We start from the raw sequence: 19576 nt of genomic DNA on the forward strand, positions 1-19576 counted from the left end.
ATACCTTACCTCTCTGCATCCAACCTCTCTGCACCTCACCTTACCTCACCTTACCTTACCTTACCTCACCTTACCTTACCTTACCTCACCTTACCTTACCTTACCTTACCTTACCTCTTTGCACCCCACTTCACTCGGGGAAGATGCTGTTCGGCAGGAATGCGGTGACCGACCAGTTGGGCGCGCCCACGACCTCGCTCATTTTGAGGTCGAGTGCTGCGGAACAGAGGATATAGGCCTCGCCGCGGGTCAATCCGTGCTCGGATTCGAGGTGCGAAATCATGTGCCGGACGGCCCGCTTCATCGCACCCATCAGGTTATCGTCGATGCCGGTCGTCCCATACGCCGGTCCCTCAGACCCAATTGAGATAGCCGCCGTCTCCAACTCAGGTTGCGAGATGGACTTGTCTTTCAGCACGTCGAATCGCGCCGTGACGAACATCGGCGCTTCGATACCGGTGACACAGACCTCGCCGTCGCCCTGTGCCGCGTGACAGTCACCGGTCGAAAAGAGCGCATCTTCGACTTCGATTGGGAGGTACAGCGTTGACCCCTTCGTGAGCTGTGCCACATCCATGTTGCCACCGGTGTCACGCGGTGGGAGTGTGTTGTGCGCGCCGCTGGCGGCCGGGGCGACGCCGGCGATTCCGGGGAACAGGTTCAGCGGCACTTCGATGTCGTTCACGAAGTGCGCCACGTCGTCGCCGAGGTCCCAGATGTAGAGCCCTCCCTCCTCGAAGTCTTCCGGGAGGAGCCCGTAGCCCATCTCGCCGGGCATATAGCCCGTATAGCCCCATCCCTTGTGCTCGAAGTCGAGGAACTCGACGGCGAGGACGTCGCCCGGCTCGGCACCTTCGACGGCGACCGGACCGGTAAGCGGGTGAACCGGGTCGAAACTCACGTTCCCGAAGTCTTCCGCTGTCGACCCCGGCGTGATTTGTCCGTCGAGCGCGTCTCGGCACTCGAATCGAACCACTTCGCCGGGTTCGACGGTGAGGACCGATTCGAGGCTGTTGTCCCACTTGTTGTGAATGTATTCGTCGTCGTCACTCAGCTCGTAGTCGATGGTGTAATCGTCCGTCATACGATAACATATAACGTTCTTATGTGACAAAAACTAGCTAGACAGGAGGCCCGCAGAATCGAGAAAACCGAAAGAGAGGAGGGTTGGAGTTCGGCGAAGTTTACGCTTCGTCGAAGAGGGTATCGCCGTCGACCATGTGCGCTTCGACGGTGTCCATGTCGAGCGTCAGGCCGAGACCCGGCTCCTCCGGAATCTCGATGTAGCCGTCCTCGATGACGGTCTCCTCGACGAGGTCCTCCCACCAGCCGAGTTCGTAGGAGTGGTACTCGACGGCAAGCGAGTTCGGAATCGCCGTGCCGACGTGCGCGGAGGCCATCGTCGCGACGGGTGACGAGACGTTGTGCATAGCGACCGGGACGTAGTACTGGTTCGCCACGTCAGCAATCTTCTGCGTCTCGCGCATGCCGCCGACTTTGGGCATGTCGGGCGCGACGATGTCGACCGCCTGATTCTGGATGAGGCGGCGGAGTTCGGTCACGCGGTAGCGGTTTTCACCGACCGTGATGGGGGTGAGCGTAGACTTCGTGACTTCTTCCTGCACTTCGAGGTTCTCCGGCGGGACGGGGTCTTCGAGCCACCACACGTCGTAGTCCTCGATAGCCGCTGCGAGACGCTTCGCGCTGCCGCCCGAGAACGTCCAGTGGCAGTCGAACGCCACGTCCGCGCGGTCCTTCACGCGTTCGGTGACCTTCTCGACGATTTCGGCCTTGTGCCGAATCTCGCCGGGGCGGAGGTGTCGGTTCGCGCGGTCCTTTTCGAAGCCGGACGGCACGTCGAGGTCGAACTTCAGGGCGTCGTAGCCGAGTTCCTCGACGACGCGCTCTGCCTCGTCGGCGCAGGCTTCGGGGTCGGCTTCTTCCTCGGTGTGGCAGTCGCAGTAGACGCGAACCTTGTCGCGGTACTTCCCGCCGAGAAGCTGGTAGGCCGGGATTTCGAGAATCTTGCCCGCGAGGTCGTGTAGGGCGATTTCAATGCCAGCGATGGCGGTGACGGTGACACCCTCAACGGAGCCTTCACCGGACATCTTTTGCACGAGGTGTTCGTATAGACGGTCGATGTCGAGCGGGTTCTCCCCCACGATGAAGGGCTTCATGCGCTCGATGAGTTCGGGGACGCCAGCACCCCAGTAGGCCTCACCGGTGCCGACGATACCCGCATCGGTGTAGATTCGGACGAGGGTCCACGGGAAGTTCCCATCGACCATCGTCGTCTGTACGTCCGTAATCTCCACGTCTCGGCCGCCACCGCGCTTTGCGGTCACGCCCATCGTCTCCGCGGAGAGCTCTCGCATCGTATACTCCGCGTTCGGGTCGTGAAGGTCCGCGTAGTTCTTACCCATGTGTTAGGGTTTACTCGTAGATTAGTAAAGTTTTCCGACGGAAGTGTCCCCTCCTCGGGTCGAGGGTGACGACTCGGTGATACGACCGGTGCTCAGAGCCGAGGGCCACACCCGTAGTGACTCGATAACCTCCGGATTTTGTGACTATCTGTAAGATGTGAGAGTACTTCGGAAACGGACACTCAGAGCCGGTTGGTATTCCCGTGTTAAGACGAGTTAAGGTATCATATTTTCGCAGACTGCGGTACATTCTGAATTCGTGAACCTCCAACTGTTGTGTAACTCATCCGGTGCGACTGAACCGGTCGTCTGTCTGGGAGTAGATAATTCGTAACGAAAGCCTCCGAAGACAAATATCGAGTTGAATCATGTCTCCGACTGCCAGCGCTGAATCACTCCATAGAACAGACACCGACACACCGGAGGTTGCTCGATGAACCGTAATCGACTCGGCGTCGCGGTCGTCGTCTTGGTCATCGTCGTATTCGCCCTGCTGTCCGGCGGCGTGAACACGTCCAGCAAGTCGGTCCCGACAGACGAAGCCGACGCGACTATCGACACGGACGTAACCAACCCGGACAGCGACGCGGACGGCACCAACGACGTACTCAAAGAACCCGCTATCGTCGACAGTGATGACGACTCGGAGACGGATAACAATAGCTCCGACACCGATACCAGTACCACCAACGGCACGTTCACGACGGTGAACGAGACGGATACCGACGACAACTCAGAGACGACGAAGAAAAACAGCGGGTCGAGTTCCGACGACTCGGACGACTCCGACTCGGATACCAACGACGGGTCGTCGACGGACGACAGCACCACAGACCACTCGCCGAGTACCGACGACGATGACAGTTCGTCTACCGACGACAGCGACTCGACCACCGACGACAACACAACAACCGACGATTCGTCCACTGACGACGAGACCGATATGTGTACAGTGTGAATTGCCGACACTGTAAGCAGGGTGGGGGGTATACCCATCCACGTTACAGGGTGGCATTGTCGGCGATAGTGCGTCGAGACAGCCTCGACGTATCGTACTCGGTCGACCAGCCGTTAGTCGACAAGCAGGTTGAGCGCGTACGCGGTTCGGAGCACCGACGCAGCGTCTCCCCGGTCGAACACTAGCTCGTCGGTTTCACGGACGTGTTCGAGCACGCCTGGCGAGGAGTGATCCGGTGCCGCGGCGAGACCCTGATCGTTTTCTGCGGCCCACGTCATCACGTCGAGGTCGGACTTCGAGTCGCCCATGACGAGCACGAACGGGTCGTCCACACCGAGCACGTCGAGGGCGGCTTCGACACCTGCAGCCTTGTTCAAATCGACCGCGGAGAGTTCCGCGGCGTCAGCGTGGTAGTACGCGACTGTAACGCGTTCGAGCGTCGCTTCGACCTCCGCCGGAATCTCCGTCTTCGGGTCCGGACGCTCGTCGCGGTCGGCGAGCACGCCTTCGATTTCCGGGTCTCGCGCCGCGAAGTAGGACCGAACCCACCCGGGGCCGTCCGGGTCGTCGGTGACGGCTTCGCCGAGGAGGTCCAAGAGGTAGACGAGCGCCTCGTCGATGACCGTCTCCGCGCTGTCGCTTCCGGTCTCGAAATTCGGCTTGAGTGTGACGTTGAACTCGTTGCCCTGCAGGTGGACACACCCGCGCAGCGAATCCGGAAGGTCGCGAATCACGCGCCCGCGAACCGACTCGAAGACCGACTGAACCGATTCGTCGAGCGTCTCGTAGAGCAGTCGCTTCGTGTCGGAGCCGTGTCCCGGCGTAAACACGCCCGTCCCCGCCTCGTAGACGATGCTCACGTCGCCGGAGTGGACGAGTTCGTTGCCGAGTCCCTGAATGGCGAACCCCTTGACGTTCTCCAGCGTCTGTCCGGTACAGATGACGATGGGGACGTCCGCCTCGTGGAACTCGGTGAGGAGGTGCAACACCTCCCGCGGAATCTCGTTGTCCGTTCGACCCGCCGAGCGAAGCGTCTCGTCCACGTCGAGCACGAGCGCGTTGACTTGACGACCGTACTTGGTGTAGAGGTCGAGGGCGGTAAACGCCTGATCTCTAGTGGCGCGGGCGGCGAGTTCGGCGTAGCGGTCGCCGTCCGAAAACGACCGCCTGATTCGGTCTTTCTTGTCTGTTAACTCGTCATCGACGGCCTGCCAGTGTGAGAGCGCCACCGAAGAGTCGAGTGGCGGCAAGAGGTCGACGAAGTCCTGTGCGTCCCGGACCGCGTCTGCATCGAAGTTCTCGTACAGTCGATACAGGATATCGTACCGCTCCATGACTCGGGGTCGTCACCCAACCGCATTAAACCCGTGTGGCAGGCGAATCGTGCCGCGATTGCTCGACCGGGTCCCGAAATCGTCGGACGACCCCGCAACTCTGATACTGACTGGCCGACGACGTGTGCACATGGCACACTGGACCGACAGCATCGTCGGCGACCGAATGACGGTAGACCGCGAGTTCAACGACCAGGTGATGAATTCCCGGTTCTCCAGTCAGGAGTGGGGTCTCATCATGACGGCGACCGAATTCGAAATCGAAGATGCGGACGACCCCGAGGCGGCACGAATCGTCGCGGAGACAGAGAAAGTCCCGCAGATTATCCCCGAACTGGACAACATCCGCAAACAGATGGGTTCGATGGGTGGGGGACAACAAGAGTCGCCGTCCGGTGGCGGCGGTATCGTCGACTCCATCAAGGGGGCACTCGGTCTCGGCGACGGCGGCAATCAGGGAGAACAGGAGAAACTGGAGGACGCAGAGCGTCTTACGCAGGCCTACGCGGAGACGCTTCAGGAACACCTCGAAAACAAGGGCAAGTGGGAACAGGTCCGCATCAGCTACCTCGAATAACGGTGGCACGACGGGGCAACCCGACCGAGTCCTCGGAGTCTACCTGTGAATATCAGCGACGTACTCCGCAGTAGAGACGAATCTCAGTACTCCTCGCCAGCGTGGAACAGGGTTCGCTCGCTCGCTTCGTAGATGTTCATCAGTTCGTTGATAAGCTCGTCGTACTCCTCGTCTTCTTCTCGGAGATTGTCGAGTCGGGCGACCGTCTCGTCGTCGAGGTGAATCTGCGGCATAGTTGTTACCAGGTCGGCTGATACCTTAAGCAGCGGGTCGTGTCCCGAATAGCGGCTCAGATACGAACACCGGTTAGAGCATGAACATATTAACCACTGCCCGTCCATACTATTCTGTATTGTGGATAGTCTGGAGAACGAACAAAACGAGCCGATTCGTGTCCTCTACGTCGACGACGATGAGTCGTTCGCAGACAAGGTCCAGACGAAACTCTCCAATATCGACTCGAACATCGATGTTACGCTTTCGAGCGATATCGAAACAGCACTAGAGCGTGTCACGTCTCAGTCAATCGACTGCGTCGTCACCACGTATTCACTTGGAGCGGCGACCGGTCTCGACCTTGTCGACGCAGTCCGCGAACGAGCGGCGCCACTCCCGACGATATTGCTCACCAAGCAACGAGATGGACACGTAACCGCCGAAGCGGCATCGAACAACGCGTCCGACCATATCACGCTACAGGCCGAACGAGACAATTTCAGTATTCTCGCAACTCGAGTTGAGACGCTCGTCAGCGCGGTCCGAAATAAGCAACGCGCCGTTGCGACAACCAACCGATTCAGGCGGACGCTCGAACGCACGACTGATGCAATCTACGCGGTGAACAGCGACTGGGAAATCGAGTACATGAACCAGAAGATGGCAGACCGTGTTGGCTGTGACCCTGACAGTGTCGTCGGGGCCATCCTCTGGGAAGAGTTTCCGTCTATTGCCGGAACCGAACTGGAGACGCGGTATCGAACCGCGGTGGAAACTGGTGAGCCGGTTTCATTCGAGCAGTATCTCGGGCCGCCGTTCGACTACTGGGTCGAAGTGCGTGCCTTCCCTGACGACGACGGCCTCACTGTCTTCTCCCGGGAGATAACCGAAGAGCGGGAACGGGAACGCGAACTCCAGCGCAGCAAGGCGATTTTAGAGAACGTCCACGATGTCGTATTCGTCATCGACTCATCGATGGAGATTCAGTATGCGAATCCGTCGGCCGCCCGTGCTCGTAGTGGACCCGACGCGCTGCGCGGAATGAATATTCTCGATATCATGAGAGACAGCGTTTCGGACGAGGACTACGAACGATTCCGCGAGGCAGTCCGCGAGACGCTCTCCGGCATGGAAGACCGGAGTGACGGTGGCCCAACTGGGCTGTATGATTTTGACCTCCAGATGACGGCCGATACGACGTTCGGACGCCGGGCGTTCGACGTCAGACTCGCGCCACTGTACGACGCAACTGAAAAACAGGTCCTCATTGTCGCGCGAGACGTGACTGAACGCTACGAAGCACAGCAGCAACTCGAACAGGAGCGAGACGCGCTTCAGGCGGTCCAGCGGGTGATGGGAAATGCAACCCTCTCGACCGACGAACGACTAACAAAGCTGCTCGAAATCGGCTGTCAGACGCTCGGACTCGACCTCGGTGTCGTCTCCAATATCGACGGGAACGACTACGAAATCCGTGCGATTCACCCGACCGGTGGCGAGATCTCTGTCGGCGACCGATTCGACCTCGGATCGACCTACTGCAAAGAGGTCGTCGAAAACGACGAGGTATGTTCATTCATAGACGCGGTCGACGCCGGATACGAGTCCCACCCCGCGTATCAGGAGTTCGGGCTGAAAGCGTATATCGGGGCCCCGCTCACAGTCGATGGCGAACGATACGGGACGGTGAACTTCTCCAGTTCGTCAACCCGTAAGACACCGTTCGGGGAGTTCGAGCGAACACTCGTCGAACTCCTCGGCGAACTGGTCAGCGCGGAGTTATCACGCGACCGCAGTCGAACCGAGCTCGAACAGACGAATCGGCGACTCGAATCACTCATCGAGACTGCACCGATGGCGATTATGGAAGTCGGTAGACGTGGAAACCTGCTTCTCTGGAATCAGGGTGCCGAAGAGATGTTCGGGTGGTCGAGAGAGGAGGTCATCGGAACGTTCAATCCGCTGGTTCCAGACGAGAAGATAGACGAGTACGAGAGTCACCTAGCAAAAACGTTTGCGGGCGAGCGAGTCTACGGCAAAGAGATTCGGCGGCAGACGAAAGCCGGAGACAAACTCGACTTGTTGCTCTCGACGGCCTCGATAGCGGACCCAGAAGGAGGCGTCGACCGGGTAATCGCCATCCTCGAAGATATCACGCCGCAGAAACGAATCGAGCGGAGTCTACGGGAACTCCAGCAGACCGCACAGGAACTCACCGTCGCGTCGTCGACCGAGGAAGTCGGCGAAATCGCCGTCGAAGCCGCGGTCGACGTGCTCGGACTCGAGGTGACGAGTATCTGGGAGTACGACGAGCAGGAAGATGCGCTCGTCCCACTCACCGAGACGAGCGCGGCGCGCGACCTGTACGGGGAGACGCCGACACTCACGGCCGGAGAGAGTCTCGCCTGGGAGTCCTTCGAGTCGGGTGAAATCCGCGTCTACGACGACGTTCGACAACACGACGGCCGATACAACAAGGACACCGAGATGCGAAGTGAGATAATCGTCCCGCTCGGGCGGCACGGTCTCTTGCTCACCGGTTCGACGTCGTCGCGGGAGTTTACTGACCGTGACACCGACCTCTTTCGAATCCTCGCTGCGTCCGCCGAAGCCGCGATGGTTCGGGCGAAACGAGAGAACGAACTCAGGCGGCAGAACGAACGCCTTGACGAGTTCGCAGATGTCGTCGCTCACGACCTTCGGAATCCACTGACAGTCGCGTCCGGCTTTCTCGACATCGCTGCCGAAACCGGAAACGAACAGTACTTCGACCGGGTACGGTCCGCACACGAACGTATCGAGAACCTCATCGAAGACCTCCTCACGCTTTCCCGCGGCGAACGACCCATCGACGATAGCTCCGAAATCGACCTCGAGAAACTGGCGGAGGAGTCGTGGGGGTACGTCAATACCGACAAGGCGAACCTCTCACTCTCCGAGTCGCTACCGACGGTTCACGGGGATGCAAACCGGTTGAAGCACCTGTTCGAGAACTTGTTCCGGAACGCAATCGAACACGGTGGGGGCGACGTCAACGTGACAGTCGAAGAGCTTGCCGACGGGTCAGGGTTCGCTGTCGAAGACGATGGAGTCGGTATTTCGCCGGAGCGGCAAGCGGACGTGTTCGACCACGGCGTCTCGTACAGCGATGACGGAACCGGATTCGGGCTGAGTATCGTCGCCGCTATCGCCCGCGAACACGGGTGGTCGGTCTCGGTGACCGACGGAGCAGACGGCGGTGCCCGCTTCGAATTCGAATCTGAGCGCAGCGAATCCACGGAGAAAACAGCGCAGACGCAGTAACGAACGCGTCTGCCGGTAGGCGTCTCGACAGCGTTCGAACGAGAATCTGACTCTATGCTTTCGACGACAGTTGCTTGAAGAGGCTCTTCCCGGCGCTGCCGGAGACTTCCGTCAAGTCGGCGTGTACGTCGGCGATACGCCCGCGGATGTCACGGCCGACGACGCGCGGGTCAAACACCGACTTGTCAGGTGACCACTCGGTGTCGTTGAAGAACGTGTCGCGAGTGCCTTCGACGCCTTCCGGCGGGACGATGGCGTTGGGGTCTTCGCTGTAGAGGTCGTAGGCGGTCCGCGTGTACTCGTACTGGTAGCGCGTGTCCTTGTTGACCTTGCAGATGCCGTGTTTGAGCATCTCCTGAAGCTGGTCGGGCTGGACGCCCGAAGAGCCGTGGAGGACGAGCGGCGTATCGAGTCCGTGGTCGCGAAGCGCCTGACGAATGTCGCGCGCGAGGTCAGGGCGGAGTTCGAGGTCCTTACCCTTGGCGACGCCGTGTTGCGTGCCGACAGAGATAGCAAGCAGGTCAGCACCCGTCTTGTCGACGAACTCGACGGCCTGCTCGGGGTCCGTGTAGAACGCCTCTTCGGCTTCGATTTCGTCTTCGACGCCCTTGATTTGGCCGAGTTCGGCCTCGATGAGGGTGTCGGAGCCTGCGGCCTCGACCATCTCGACGACCTCGCGACTCGTCGCGACGTTCTCGTCGAACGGTTCGTGCGAGGCGTCAATCATAATCGATGACGGGATGTCGAGTTCGATTTGCTGCTCGATGAACTCGAGGTCCGTCTGGTGGTCCATGTTGAGGAAGACGCCGATGTCGTACTGCTCGGCGATGACCTCGATGTAGTTACCCATGGCCTTCAGGCCCGCGACAGGGTCACCGTTGCCCGCGAACTTGCAGGCCCCGCCGCTGAGTTGTAACAGAAGGTCCGAGTTCATCCGGTCGGCACCCTCCATGAGTCCCATCATGATGCTCGGCTCCGCGATGTTGCTCGCGATGAGACCGAATCCTTCGTCGAGCGCCTCGTCGTACACTGTGGCGAGTTCCTCCCCGCCGTAGAACGGCATTATGCGTTCACCTCGAATTCGTCAACGATTGCGAGGATAATAATCTATGGGAAGCGAGTTTCGAATCTGCACGTTATTGTTTGTTCATGTCCGAGTTAATTTTCGTGAAGCGTCGAAGTCGCGCCGCTCGAAGCGTGAGAAAACAGCGAACTCGCCGCCGCCAGTGAGCTTAGGAGAACAGCTTCTTCAGCCGGGCGAAAAGGCCCTTCTCCGGGTCGCCGCCGCGACGGACAGGTTCGTCAGGTTGCGCACGTTCAGCACCCGATTCTGCTTCCGACGAGGCGGCAGCCTCGGCATCCGCGTCGGCAGCGCCCTCGCCGCTCCCGAAAGTGACCGACCCGGTCTTGCCCGCGTCGGCGAGTTCGGCCGCCTTCTCGATGACGGCTTCGGCGTTGTTGACGCCGTCTTTGACGGTCCCTTTGAGGACGAGTTTTCCCTCGAATCGGTCGCGGCTAACCGACGTGTCCGAGGTGATGATGACCGCATCGGCCTCGGCGATGGCGTCCGCATCGAGTTCGTCTTGTGTCCCCATCGCGCCCTGGACTTCGACGTCGATGTCGTGTCCGAGGCGTTCTGCGATCTGCAGGAGGTTCTCAGCCGCCATCTGGCTGTGTGCGATACCGGTTGGACAGGATGTGACTGCGACGAATTTCATTGGTTCTCTGTAAGGGTCTCTATGACTTCAGCCTTGGTCTCAGCCCGAAGTACGCGCGCCGCGAGGGCTTCTGCGTCTTCGGTATCTGTCTCCGTCACGGCTGCTTTCACCTGCGGAACCGTGACGGCGCTCATGCTCAACTCGTCGAGTCCGAGACCGACGAGCAGTTCGGTAAGGTCGGGGTCGCCAGCCATCTCGCCGCACATACCGACCCAGCAGTCGGTGTCGTCGGCAGCAGAGACAGTGGCATCGATGGCACGGAGCACTGCGGGTTGCCGGTAGTCCCCGAGGTCAGAGACGCGCTCGTTCCCGCGTTCTGCGGCCATCACGTACTGTGCGAGGTCGTTCGTTCCGATACTGAAGAAGTCGACGTGCGGGGCGAACTGGTCGGCCATGAAGGCCGTTGCGGGCGTTTCGACCATGATGCCGAACTCGGGCATCTCGTGGACGATACCCTCCTCTGTGAGGTCGTCCGCGACCGACTCGAATTGCTCACGTGCACGCCGAAGTTCCTCGACCGTCGAGACGAGCGGGAGCATCACAGAGAGGCGTGCTCCGTCGGCGCTTCCCGCAGCACGCAGAAGGGCGCGAATCTGCGTTTCGAAGAGGTCGGCGTCGGGGCCGAGCGACCGGCGGATACCGCGCTCACCGAGGAACGGGTTTTCCTCGTCCGGCAAGTCGAGATAGGGAACCGGCTTGTCGCCGCCGATATCGAGCGTCCTGACGACGACGCGCCCGGCGTCGAACGACTCGGCCGCCTCGACGTACGCATCGAACTGCTCGTCCTCGTCCGGCGGCGACTCGCGGTCGAGAAAGAGGAATTCGGTCCGGAACAGCCCGACGCCGTCGGCCCCACGGTCGACTGCCGGCCCGAGGTCGGCACGCGTGCCGATGTTCGCCGCGACTTCGATGTCGACGCCGTCTGCCGTCTCGACCGGGTCGTGGCGGATTTCCACGTCGGTATCGGCCGCGGCGGCCTCCTTCTGCTCGTCGTCCGGTTGGACCACGAGGTCACCGGTCTCGCCGTCGACGACGACTTCCGTGTCGTCTTCGACTGCGTTCAACTCCTCGCCGACGCCGACGATGGCGGGCAGGGCGAGCGACCGGGCGAAGATAGCCGCGTGCGAGGTTCGGCCGCCAGTGACCGTGACGAATCCGGCGACGCGCTCGGGGTCGAGTTGCGCCGTGTCACTCGGTGTGAGGCGTTCGGCGACGACGACGCTCCCCGTCGGCAACGACGAGAGGTCGGTCCGTTCGGCGTCGGAAAGCACGCGCACGAGTCTATCGCGGATGTCGCGTAGGTCATCGGCGCGTTCGCCCATGCGTCCGCCCATGTTCTCGAACTGCTCGACAAACGACGAGAACGTCTCCTGAACGGCGTGTTCTGCCGGTAGTCCGCCCTCGATAGCGTCGGCGACGCCGTCGGTTATCTGCGGGTCGTTGAGAAACTGGATATGCGCGTCGAAGACCGCGGCTTCCTCTTTTCCGACCCGGTCGGCAGTGCGCGCTCGCTCGGTTTCGAGTTCGTCTTCGGCGGCTTCGCGGGCGTCTTCGAAGCGGGCCAGTTCGGCCTCGGCGTCGATATCTTCCGGTTCCGGTGGCTCCGGGAGGTCCGCGTCCGGGCGATACCAGATGACTGTCCCGACGCCCGAAAGCGGGGTGACACCGATACCGGAGAGGGTTCGTTCGGCCATAGTTACTGTTTGGCTTCGGGCGTAGAAAGGATAGCTTCGAGTGCGTCGAGTGTTGCTTCCGCGTCGTCGCCCTCGGCGACGAGCCGAACGTCTTCGCCGGCGGCAACGCCGAGTCCCGTCACGGCGAGCATGCTCGCGGCGGGTGCGAGGCCGTCCGAGTCAGCGCGGCCGAGTTGCACGTCGGCGTCGAACTCGTTCGCCGTCTCGACGAACTTCGAGGCGGGCCGGGCGTGAAGCCCGTCTTCGGGGACGACGGTGACGATTCGCTCCATCAGGCGACCACCTCGCCGAGCACGTCTTGGACCGTCTCTTTGCGCTCTGCTTCGAGGAGTTTCTCGCGTACGTCTTCGTGCATGAGCGACCGCGAGAGTGCGCTCAGAATCTGCAGGTGGTCTTCGCCGCCTTCGGCGGGGACGAGAATCATAAACAGGAGTCGCGCGGGCTTGTCGTCCATCGCGTCGAAGTCGATTCCCTCGGTCGACCGACCGAACGCGACTGTCGGTTTCGAGACGGCGTCGGTCTTCGCGTGCGGGATGCCGATACCGAATCCGACGCCGGTCGTCGCCTCCTCCTCGCGTTCGAGGAGGGCGGTGAGCGCAGCCTCTCGGTCGTCGACGCGGCCGGCGTCGACAGCCAAATCGAGGAGGAACTCGATGGCTCCCTCCTTCGTCGCCGGTGGCTCTTCGAGTGAGATCAATTCGAGCGGTGTGATGGTGCTGATATCTGCTACGTCCATGGTGCTTCGTTCGAGTATGGAAAGATTGGTTTCGTGTGGTCAGTCGTCGGAACTCTGTGCCGCGATTTTCGCGTCGAAGTTCGGCTTGATGGCCGTCGCGATGGCCGCCGTCACGAGCGAACCGAGCAGGATACAGCCGACGAACGCGAGGGGCTGGTTCGACAGCGGAACGACGAAGATGCCACCGTGAGGAGCGGGCATCGTCACGCCGAGCGCCATCGAGGCCGCACCCGCGACGGCGCTTCCGGCGACGACACTCGGGATGATGCGGGCCGGGTCAGCGGCCGCGTAGGGAATCGCCCCCTCGGTAATAAACGAGAAGCCGAGGAGAACGCCGCTTTTGGCGTTCTCGTACATCTCAGCGGCGTACTTCTGCGGCGCGATGAAGTTCGACAGTGCGAGGCCAATCGGCGGGACCATCCCCGCAATCATGACCGCCGCCATCGGTGCCGTGACGCCCTCAGAGATCAGACCGACAGAGAACACGTAGGCGACCTTGTTGATGGGACCGCCCATATCGGAAGCCATCATCGCACCGAGAATCGCGCCGAGGACGATGGCCTGTCCGCCGCCCTGCATATTGCTCAGGAAGTCCGTGAGTCCCGCGTTCGCGATGGAGATAGGGACGCCCAGCACGAACAGCATAATTGGCGTGAGCACCGCCGTCGTCGCGACCGGAATGAGGAGCACGGGCATCATCGGTGCGATAAACTCCGGCACGTTGCGCTGCTTGAACCAGCGCGCGACGATGCCGGCGAGGAACCCGGCCACGATTGCGCCGAGGTATCCGGCACCGGCAGAGCCACCCTGAAGGCCGATAACGTCACCGGCCGCTTTCAGGACGTTCCCCTGCTGAATGATGTACGAGAGAATGAACCCCGGTGCAAGTCCCGGCCTGTCGGCGATGGCGTACGCGATGTACGCGCCGAGCACCGGGACCATGAGCGTCAGGCCCGCGACACCGATTTGTGCGAGGAACCAGCCAGGGGTACCCGTGCTCTCGAACACGTTCCGTACGTTGTTCGAGAACGAGGCGACAGCGTAGCCCAGTGCAAGGAAAATGCCGCCAATCGTTACGAACGGGATCATAAACGAGACCCCAGTCATGAGGTCCTCCTTCACCGACGTGAGGTAGGACCGAACCGCGTCTTCTGCGTCGTTTGCCATAGTGTTGCCAACCCTCTGCAGAAACGTACGTAAATATACTCAAAAATCCTTTCGAATACGAATATTTCTGCTCGTTTTAGTCGTTAACAAACATCAGTTCGGGTATTTACCGCCGCCGTACAGTGGTTACCTCGATGCGCGTTTCGTTCGTGAGTACGCCGTCGAGGTCCGGAACCCGTGTTCCGGCGACGCTAACGACGCGGGCGGCAGTTAGGATTCCCATGCGAAGCGCGTCTGCGTCGTCCAATCCGTGTTCGCGGGCTGCGATGAATCCCGAGAGAATGGCGTCGCCAGCGCCGACAGTATCGACGACCTCGACGTCGGCCGCGGGTGCTGACAGGACTTCGTCGTCGGTGACGAGAAGCGCTCCGTCGGCTCCGAGTGACGCGAGTACGTACTCGAACCCGCGGTTTTGGAGCTCTTCAGCGGCTGCAACCGCGTCTTCGTCGGTTTCGATGGTTCGCCCCGTCGCCGCCGCGAGTTCCGAGCGATTGGGTTTGCAGACGAAGTAGTCGGCTTCGAGGTCGGAAAGAGACTCACCGCCCATGTCGACTGCGGTTCGCCAGTTCCCTGCGCGAGCGAGTCTATCGACCGCCGAGAGCGACATTCCCGGAGGAAGACTCCCGCCCACGAGGAGCGTGTCCGGGTCGTTTGCTTGCACCGTTTCGACGAGTTCGTCCACGTGGGCTGCACGAATCTGCGGGCCGTTGTGATTGAGTTTGTATTCGCCGTCCTCGGCGAGCACGGTCGTGTTCAGACGCGTGTCGTCGTCGATGGCCACGAAATCAGCGGAGACGCCGTCGGCATCGAGGCGGTCACGAACGAATTTTCCGAAGTGGCCGCCGAGAAATCCGGTTGCGGCCGCGTCGACGTCGAGCGCCGAGACGTACTTGGCGACGTTGATGCCCTTTCCACCGGCGGTGAACACCGCGTCGTCGGTTCGGTGGACGACGCCGGTTTCGAGCGGTTCGTCGAAGTGAATCGTGTGGTCCACCGCGGGATTCGGGGTAACGGTGAGAATCATTGCCCAGCCCCATCGGCGACATCGACACCTGCACTTTCGATAGCCTCGCGGGTCCCCTCCTCGAGTTCACCGTCGGTGATGAACAGGTCGATGTCTCCCAGCGGGGCGAACTGGACGAAGCTTCGACGACCGAGTTTGGACACGTCGGCGACGAGGACGACCTTCTCGGCCTTTTCGACCATCAGCTCTTTCATCCGCGCTTCGTCCTCGTTCGGCGTGGTGAGCCCGGAGTCGGCATCCAGCGCGTTCGTCCCGAGGAAAAGCAGGTCGAAGTTCGTCCGCTGCATGAACGATTCGGCGGTCGGTCCCACGAGCGCCTTCGTTCGCCGCCGGAGCGTCCCGCCGGTGAGTTTGACCTCGTTGTCGTCGTCGTTCAACTCGACTGCAAGCCGCGGCGAGTTGGTGACTCCCAAAATCGTGCCGTCTTTGGGAACCTTCCGAGCGACTTCCATCGTCGTCGTCCCCGCGTCGAAGAAGACGACCTGACCTTCGGCCAGTTCCTCGACCGCTCGGTCGGCGATTGCGCGTTTTCCTTCGAGATTCTGTACTTCCTTTTGCCCGTAGGTTTGCTCGCGGCCGACGGAAGTCACGGGAACGGCTCCGCCGTGCGACCGTTCGATGAGTCCACGGGTTTCGAGTTCACGCAAGTCACGGCGTATTGTCGCCTTCGAGTAGCCCAGATTCTCGGAGAGGGATTCGACGGAACGGCCATCAGAATCGGCGACGAGTTCGACGATACGGCGTTTGCGCTCTGCTGGTAACATCGATAGCGGTACCTCGTTAGGTGGATGGTACGTCGGCGGGTAGTGTTAATTGTTTATGTTGGAATACGCCTGTATCTGATCGGGTTTGGCAGACCACACACAGGAACGAAAACAACAGCGCGTGAATTCGAAACTGAACGAGAAACGGAACAGGGAAACGAGCGAGAGGGCGGGAAGCGACCGAGAAACGAGCGAGAAAAGAGCAGAAAAGAGACGAAGCCCGCCTGTCGGAGGAGTGGGCAGGGGCAACTGAATCCGAACAGGGCTTCGTCGGGACAGGACACACCGAACCGATTGGAGTAGTTGGCTACACCGAACCGGTTGTTTGTTGAGGGTTTCGTTAGACCCGACCGAGTTTTCGAGTTTAGAGGCGGTCGATAACCGCCGCGGTCACGTCCTCCGTGGAGGCGTCGCCGCCGAGGTCCGGCGTGCGCGGACCGTCCGCGAGAACGCCTTCGACAGCGGCACGCACCCGGTCTGCCTCGTCTTCGTAGTCGAGGTAGTCCAAGAGCATCGCCGCCGAGAGGATGGTCGCCGCTGGGTTGGCGATTCCTTCGCCCGCGATGTCGGGTGCGGAGCCGTGGACCGGTTCGAACAGGGCGCTATCCGGGCCGATATTGGCCGACGGGAGCAGACCGAGACCGCCGACGAGTCCGGCCGCGAGGTCCGAAAGCACGTCGCCCGCGAGGTTCGGACAGACGATGGTGTCGAACTGCGTCGGGTCGAGACAGACGCGCGTCGCGAAGGCGTCCATGAGGACTTCCTCGACCTCGACGCCGCGTTCGTCGGCGACGGCGACGACGGCGTCGCGGAATCGACCGTCGGTCTCTCGCATCACGTTCGCCTTGTGGGCGACCTGGAAGCTACCGCCCTCGCCGCCGACGTAGTCGCAGGCGTACTCGGCGAGACGCTCAGACGCGGACGTGGTGACCACGCGCGTGAGCGTGGAAAGGTCGTCAGACAGGCGGTCCTCGTGGCCCGAGTAGACGCCCTCGGTGTTCTCCCGGAGGAAGACGAGGTCCGTCTCCGGGCGCAGGGCGTCCACGCCGGGGTAGGCTTTCGCCGGGCGGACGTTGACGAACGAATCGACAGCCTCCCGAAGCGGGAGGATGACATCCGCCGCAGTCTCGCCCGCGGCCCCGAACAAGGTCGCGTCGGCCTCGGCCGCGAGGTCGTAGGTCTCCTGCGGGAGCGCCTCGCCGGTCTCTTCTTTCACGTGGTCGCCGGCGTCGGCTTCGACGAACTCGAAGTCGCCGTCGCCGACCGCTTTGAGCACGTCAACTGCGGCCGGGATGACCTCGCTTCCAATACCATCGCCGGGGATGACGACGATTTCCTCAGTCATCGACGTAGGGCAAGGCGGCGGCTTTCTCGGCGACCGCGTCGGCGTTCGACTTCATAAGCGCCGTCGTGTCCCAGACGCCCTCGGTGAGCGCCTTCCGCTGTGCGTCGTCCACAGTTGCCTCAACGGTCGTGTCTCCGTAGGTGACCGTCTCGGCTTCGACGTCGACGTCGATGTCTTCGTCCGGGTTCTCGTCGACCCACTCCTGCAGTTCGACGATGGTCTCGTGGTCGGCCGTGACCGTCGGAATGCCGAGCGCGAGGCAGTTTCCGGCGAAGATTTCGGCGAACGACTCGCCGACGATGGCATCGATGCCCCAGCGCATGAGCGCCTGTGGAGCGTGTTCGCGCGACGAACCGCAGCCGAAGTTGGCATTGACGACCATTACCGAGGCGTCTTGGAAGTGCGGCTCGTTCATCGGGTGGTCCTTGGTGTCGTCGTTCTCGTCGTAGCGCTTGTCGAAGAACGCAAACTCGCCGAGACCGTCGAACGTGACGACCTTCATGAACCGCGCCGGGATTATCTGGTCCGTGTCGATGTCGTTTCCGCGGATGGGGACGCCCGACCCGGAAACGTAGTTGACTTCCGGTATCTCTTCAGTCATGCAGCGCTCACCTCCTTCAGTTCGCGCACGTCAGTCACGTGCCCGGTTACGGCCGCGGCGGCGACCATGCGCGGGTTCATCAGCACGGTCTTGCCATCTTTCGAACCCTGCCGGCCGATGAAGTTGCGGTTCGACGAGGACGCGGAGGCCTCGTCGCCCTCCAGTTGGTCCTCGTTCATGCCGAGACACATCGAACAGCCCGCTTCGCGCCACTCGAATCCGGCTTCCTCGAACACCTCGTTCAGGCCCTCCGCTTCGGCGGCGGCCTTGACGCGCTGACTGCCGGGGACGACCATCGCGCGAACGCTATCGGCAACCTGTCGACCCTTCACGACCTCCGCCGCGCGGCGCAGGTCGGGCATCCGGGCGTTCGTACACGACCCGAGGAAGGCGACGTCGATTTCGTAGCCCTCCATCGTCTGCCCGGGTTCGACGCCCATGTGCTCTTGTGACATTCGGGCGGTGTCCTGCTTCTCTTCGGGCAGGTCTTCCGGTGCCGGAATCGGCTGCGTGATACCGACGCCCTGTCCGGGCGTGGTTCCCCACGTGACGACGGGTTCGAGTTCCGACCCGTCGATGGTAACGACGTCGTCGTACTCGGCGTCCTCGTCGGAGCGGATGGACTCCCAGTACGGCTTGAGTTCGTCGAATTTCTCGGGGTTTTCTTGGAAGTAATCGGTCTGCTTGAGCCACTCGTAGGTGGTCTCGTCGGGGTTGACGTACCCCGCGCGAGCGCCGCCCTCGATGGACATGTTGCAGATGCTCATCCGACCTTCCATATCGAGGTTCTCGATGGCCTCACCGGCGTACTCGTAGACGTAGCCGACGCCGCCTTCGGTTCCCAGTCGGCGGATGATTTCGAGGACGACGTCCTTTGCTTCGACGCCGGGGCCGAGTTCGCCCGTAACCTCGATTTTCCGCACCTTCTTTTTCTCCATCGCGACGGTCTGGGTCGCCAGTACGTCGCGAATCTGGCTCGTCCCGATACCGAACGCCAGCGCGCCGAACGCGCCGTGGGTCGAGGTGTGGCTGTCGCCACAGACGATAGTCATGCCGGGTTGGGTCAGGCCCTGCTCCGGCCCGATGACGTGAACGATTCCCTGGTCGCCCGAGGTCGGGTCCGAGAAGTTGATGCCCGCGTCGCGGACGTTCTGTTCGAGTTCGGACATCATCTCCTCGGCCGCGTCGTCGCGGAAGGGCCGCGACTGGTCCGAGGTGGGGACGATATGGTCGACCGTCGCGTGGGTCCGCTCGGGGTACGCGACTTCCAGGTCGCGTTCTTGCAGCATCCCGAACGCCTGCGGACTCGTCACCTCGTGGATGAGGTGCAGGCCGCAGAACAACTGCGTCTGGCCGGTCGGGAGTTCGGAAACGGTATGTTCCCCCCAGACGTTGTCGTAGAGCGTTCCCTCACTCATTTACGTCACCTGTTCCCGTCCGATTACGGCCGGTGATTTCGGTGTGTCCGCGTTGCCAAACGTCGTTCGTCCCGTCGCCGTACGGGGGCGTGTGGTCCACGTCTCCCATCGACTCCGACCCGCCCGTCATCGCAGGGTTCCGGTCGGACCTGCCGCCGTCGGTGACGGCCGGGCCGCGTTCGTAGACCGTCGTGAACGTCTCGCCCGTATAGGGATTGGTATGGCTAACATTTCGCATGCGATTCGATGCGTCGTCTCGTTTCTCGTGTCGCGTCATTGGTTCGTGGTAGGTGTGGGT

General features: G+C 61.5%; 19 protein-coding genes. 3 read left to right on the forward strand and 16 right to left on the reverse strand.

Features of this window, described 5'->3' with window-relative positions:
• Nucleotides 1-130: 130 nt before the first annotated feature.
• The gene (locus tag HFX_RS07595) at nt 131-1084 is read right to left on the reverse strand and encodes an acetamidase/formamidase family protein (RefSeq protein WP_004056903.1); all 954 of its coding nucleotides are present in this window, start codon (nt 1082-1084) and stop codon (nt 131-133) included.
• Between the two features lie 100 nt (nt 1085-1184).
• On the reverse strand, nt 1185-2423 hold the full coding sequence (locus HFX_RS07600) for a mandelate racemase/muconate lactonizing enzyme family protein (RefSeq protein ID WP_004056902.1): 1239 nt from the start codon (nt 2421-2423) through the stop codon (nt 1185-1187).
• Between the two features lie 433 nt (nt 2424-2856).
• On the opposite strand from HFX_RS07600, the gene HFX_RS07605 reads away from it, so the two are divergent.
• Nucleotides 2857-3381, forward strand: coding sequence for a hypothetical protein (locus HFX_RS07605; protein ID WP_004056901.1), 525 nt, complete (start codon nt 2857-2859; stop codon nt 3379-3381).
• A 113-nt stretch (nt 3382-3494) separates the two neighbouring features.
• On the opposite strand, the gene HFX_RS07610 is transcribed toward HFX_RS07605, so the two are convergent.
• Nucleotides 3495-4715: an HAD family hydrolase gene (locus tag HFX_RS07610; RefSeq protein WP_004056900.1), complete on the reverse strand. Its 1221-nt coding sequence runs from the start codon at nt 4713-4715 to the stop codon at nt 3495-3497.
• A 130-nt stretch (nt 4716-4845) separates the two neighbouring features.
• Between HFX_RS07610 and HFX_RS07615 the strand changes: the two genes are divergently transcribed.
• A complete protein-coding gene (locus HFX_RS07615) occupies nt 4846-5292 on the forward strand; it encodes a DUF5799 family protein (RefSeq protein WP_004056899.1) in 447 nt (148 codons plus the stop codon).
• An 83-nt stretch (nt 5293-5375) separates the two neighbouring features.
• Here HFX_RS07615 and HFX_RS20010 read toward each other — a convergent pair whose 3' ends face one another.
• Complete coding sequence (locus HFX_RS20010; protein WP_004056898.1) at nt 5376-5525, reverse strand: DUF7557 family protein; 150 nt, start codon at nt 5523-5525, stop codon at nt 5376-5378.
• Between the two features lie 121 nt (nt 5526-5646).
• Between HFX_RS20010 and HFX_RS07620 the strand changes: the two genes are divergently transcribed.
• Complete coding sequence (locus tag HFX_RS07620; protein ID WP_004056897.1) at nt 5647-8811, forward strand: PAS domain-containing protein; 3165 nt, start codon at nt 5647-5649, stop codon at nt 8809-8811.
• Nucleotides 8812-8863: 52 nt separating this feature from the next.
• Here the strand turns inward: HFX_RS07620 and fba are convergent, their stop codons facing one another.
• The 12 genes from fba to HFX_RS07680 form a co-directional block, all read right to left on the reverse strand.
• Nucleotides 8864-9874 (reverse strand): class II fructose-bisphosphate aldolase, encoded by a 1011-nt coding sequence (gene fba, locus HFX_RS07625; RefSeq protein ID WP_004056896.1) that lies wholly within the window; start codon nt 9872-9874, stop codon nt 8864-8866.
• A gap of 169 nt (nt 9875-10043) precedes the next feature.
• Nucleotides 10044-10529 (reverse strand): fructose PTS transporter subunit IIB, encoded by a 486-nt coding sequence (gene ptfB, locus HFX_RS07630; protein WP_004056895.1) that lies wholly within the window; start codon nt 10527-10529, stop codon nt 10044-10046.
• Nucleotides 10526-12223, reverse strand: coding sequence for a phosphoenolpyruvate--protein phosphotransferase (gene ptsP / locus HFX_RS07635; protein ID WP_004056894.1), 1698 nt, complete (start codon nt 12221-12223; stop codon nt 10526-10528). Before ptsP ends, ptfB begins: the two co-directional genes overlap by 4 nt.
• A 2-nt stretch (nt 12224-12225) precedes the next feature.
• Nucleotides 12226-12495, reverse strand: coding sequence for a phosphocarrier protein HPr (gene ptsH1 / locus HFX_RS07640; RefSeq protein ID WP_004056893.1), 270 nt, complete (start codon nt 12493-12495; stop codon nt 12226-12228).
• On the reverse strand, nt 12495-12959 hold the full coding sequence (gene ptfA, locus HFX_RS07645) for a fructose PTS transporter subunit IIA (RefSeq protein WP_004056892.1): 465 nt from the start codon (nt 12957-12959) through the stop codon (nt 12495-12497). The genes ptsH1 and ptfA overlap by 1 nt, the downstream gene beginning before the upstream one ends.
• A gap of 39 nt (nt 12960-12998) precedes the next feature.
• The gene (gene ptfC / locus HFX_RS07650; protein ID WP_004056891.1) at nt 12999-14126 is read right to left on the reverse strand and encodes a fructose PTS transporter subunit IIC; all 1128 of its coding nucleotides are present in this window, start codon (nt 14124-14126) and stop codon (nt 12999-13001) included.
• Between the two features lie 106 nt (nt 14127-14232).
• Complete coding sequence (gene pfkB / locus HFX_RS07655; RefSeq protein ID WP_004056890.1) at nt 14233-15150, reverse strand: 1-phosphofructokinase; 918 nt, start codon at nt 15148-15150, stop codon at nt 14233-14235.
• Nucleotides 15147-15914, reverse strand: coding sequence for an HTH-type transcriptional regulator GlpR (gene glpR, locus HFX_RS07660; RefSeq protein WP_004056889.1), 768 nt, complete (start codon nt 15912-15914; stop codon nt 15147-15149). Before glpR ends, pfkB begins: the two co-directional genes overlap by 4 nt.
• Nucleotides 15915-16278: 364 nt before the next feature.
• Nucleotides 16279-17259, reverse strand: a complete 981-nt coding sequence (gene leuB / locus HFX_RS07665) for a 3-isopropylmalate dehydrogenase (protein ID WP_004056888.1) — start codon at nt 17257-17259, stop codon at nt 16279-16281.
• Nucleotides 17252-17860, reverse strand: a complete 609-nt coding sequence (gene leuD / locus HFX_RS07670) for a 3-isopropylmalate dehydratase small subunit (protein WP_004056887.1) — start codon at nt 17858-17860, stop codon at nt 17252-17254. Before leuD ends, leuB begins: the two co-directional genes overlap by 8 nt.
• A complete protein-coding gene (gene leuC / locus HFX_RS07675) occupies nt 17857-19278 on the reverse strand; it encodes a 3-isopropylmalate dehydratase large subunit (protein WP_014732325.1) in 1422 nt (473 codons plus the stop codon). The genes leuD and leuC overlap by 4 nt, the downstream gene beginning before the upstream one ends.
• Complete coding sequence (locus tag HFX_RS07680) at nt 19271-19555, reverse strand: hypothetical protein (protein ID WP_004056885.1); 285 nt, start codon at nt 19553-19555, stop codon at nt 19271-19273. Before HFX_RS07680 ends, leuC begins: the two co-directional genes overlap by 8 nt.
• Between the last annotated feature and the right edge of the window lie 21 nt (nt 19556-19576).

Source organism: Haloferax mediterranei ATCC 33500 (assembly GCF_000306765.2).
Taxonomy (GTDB): Archaea; Halobacteriota; Halobacteria; order Halobacteriales; family Haloferacaceae; genus Haloferax; species Haloferax mediterranei.

Bases quoted from the DNA above. Each gene is read 5' to 3' on its own strand.
- leuB (WP_004056888.1), bottom strand. From the start codon at position 17,259: ATGACTGAGGAAATCGTCGTCATCCCCGGCGATGGTATTGGAAGCGAG.
- ptfA (WP_004056892.1), bottom strand. From the start codon at position 12,959: ATGGACGTAGCAGATATCAGCACCATCACACCGCTCGAATTGATCTCA.
- HFX_RS07610 (WP_004056900.1), bottom strand. From the start codon at position 4,715: ATGGAGCGGTACGATATCCTGTATCGACTGTACGAGAACTTCGATGCA.
- leuD (WP_004056887.1), bottom strand. From the start codon at position 17,860: ATGACTGAAGAGATACCGGAAGTCAACTACGTTTCCGGGTCGGGCGTC.
- ptsP (WP_004056894.1), bottom strand. From the start codon at position 12,223: ATGGCCGAACGAACCCTCTCCGGTATCGGTGTCACCCCGCTTTCGGGC.
- ptsH1 (WP_004056893.1), bottom strand. From the start codon at position 12,495: ATGGAGCGAATCGTCACCGTCGTCCCCGAAGACGGGCTTCACGCCCGG.
- ptfB (WP_004056895.1), bottom strand. From the start codon at position 10,529: ATGAAATTCGTCGCAGTCACATCCTGTCCAACCGGTATCGCACACAGC.
- leuC (WP_014732325.1), bottom strand. From the start codon at position 19,278: ATGAGTGAGGGAACGCTCTACGACAACGTCTGGGGGGAACATACCGTT.
- HFX_RS07615 (WP_004056899.1), top strand. From the start codon at position 4,846: ATGGCACACTGGACCGACAGCATCGTCGGCGACCGAATGACGGTAGAC.
- HFX_RS07680 (WP_004056885.1), bottom strand. From the start codon at position 19,555: ATGACGCGACACGAGAAACGAGACGACGCATCGAATCGCATGCGAAAT.
- HFX_RS07595 (WP_004056903.1), bottom strand. From the start codon at position 1,084: ATGACGGACGATTACACCATCGACTACGAGCTGAGTGACGACGACGAA.
- HFX_RS07600 (WP_004056902.1), bottom strand. From the start codon at position 2,423: ATGGGTAAGAACTACGCGGACCTTCACGACCCGAACGCGGAGTATACG.
- HFX_RS07605 (WP_004056901.1), top strand. From the start codon at position 2,857: ATGAACCGTAATCGACTCGGCGTCGCGGTCGTCGTCTTGGTCATCGTC.
- glpR (WP_004056889.1), bottom strand. From the start codon at position 15,914: ATGTTACCAGCAGAGCGCAAACGCCGTATCGTCGAACTCGTCGCCGAT.
- pfkB (WP_004056890.1), bottom strand. From the start codon at position 15,150: ATGATTCTCACCGTTACCCCGAATCCCGCGGTGGACCACACGATTCAC.
- fba (WP_004056896.1), bottom strand. From the start codon at position 9,874: ATGCCGTTCTACGGCGGGGAGGAACTCGCCACAGTGTACGACGAGGCG.
- HFX_RS20010 (WP_004056898.1), bottom strand. From the start codon at position 5,525: ATGCCGCAGATTCACCTCGACGACGAGACGGTCGCCCGACTCGACAAT.
- ptfC (WP_004056891.1), bottom strand. From the start codon at position 14,126: ATGGCAAACGACGCAGAAGACGCGGTTCGGTCCTACCTCACGTCGGTG.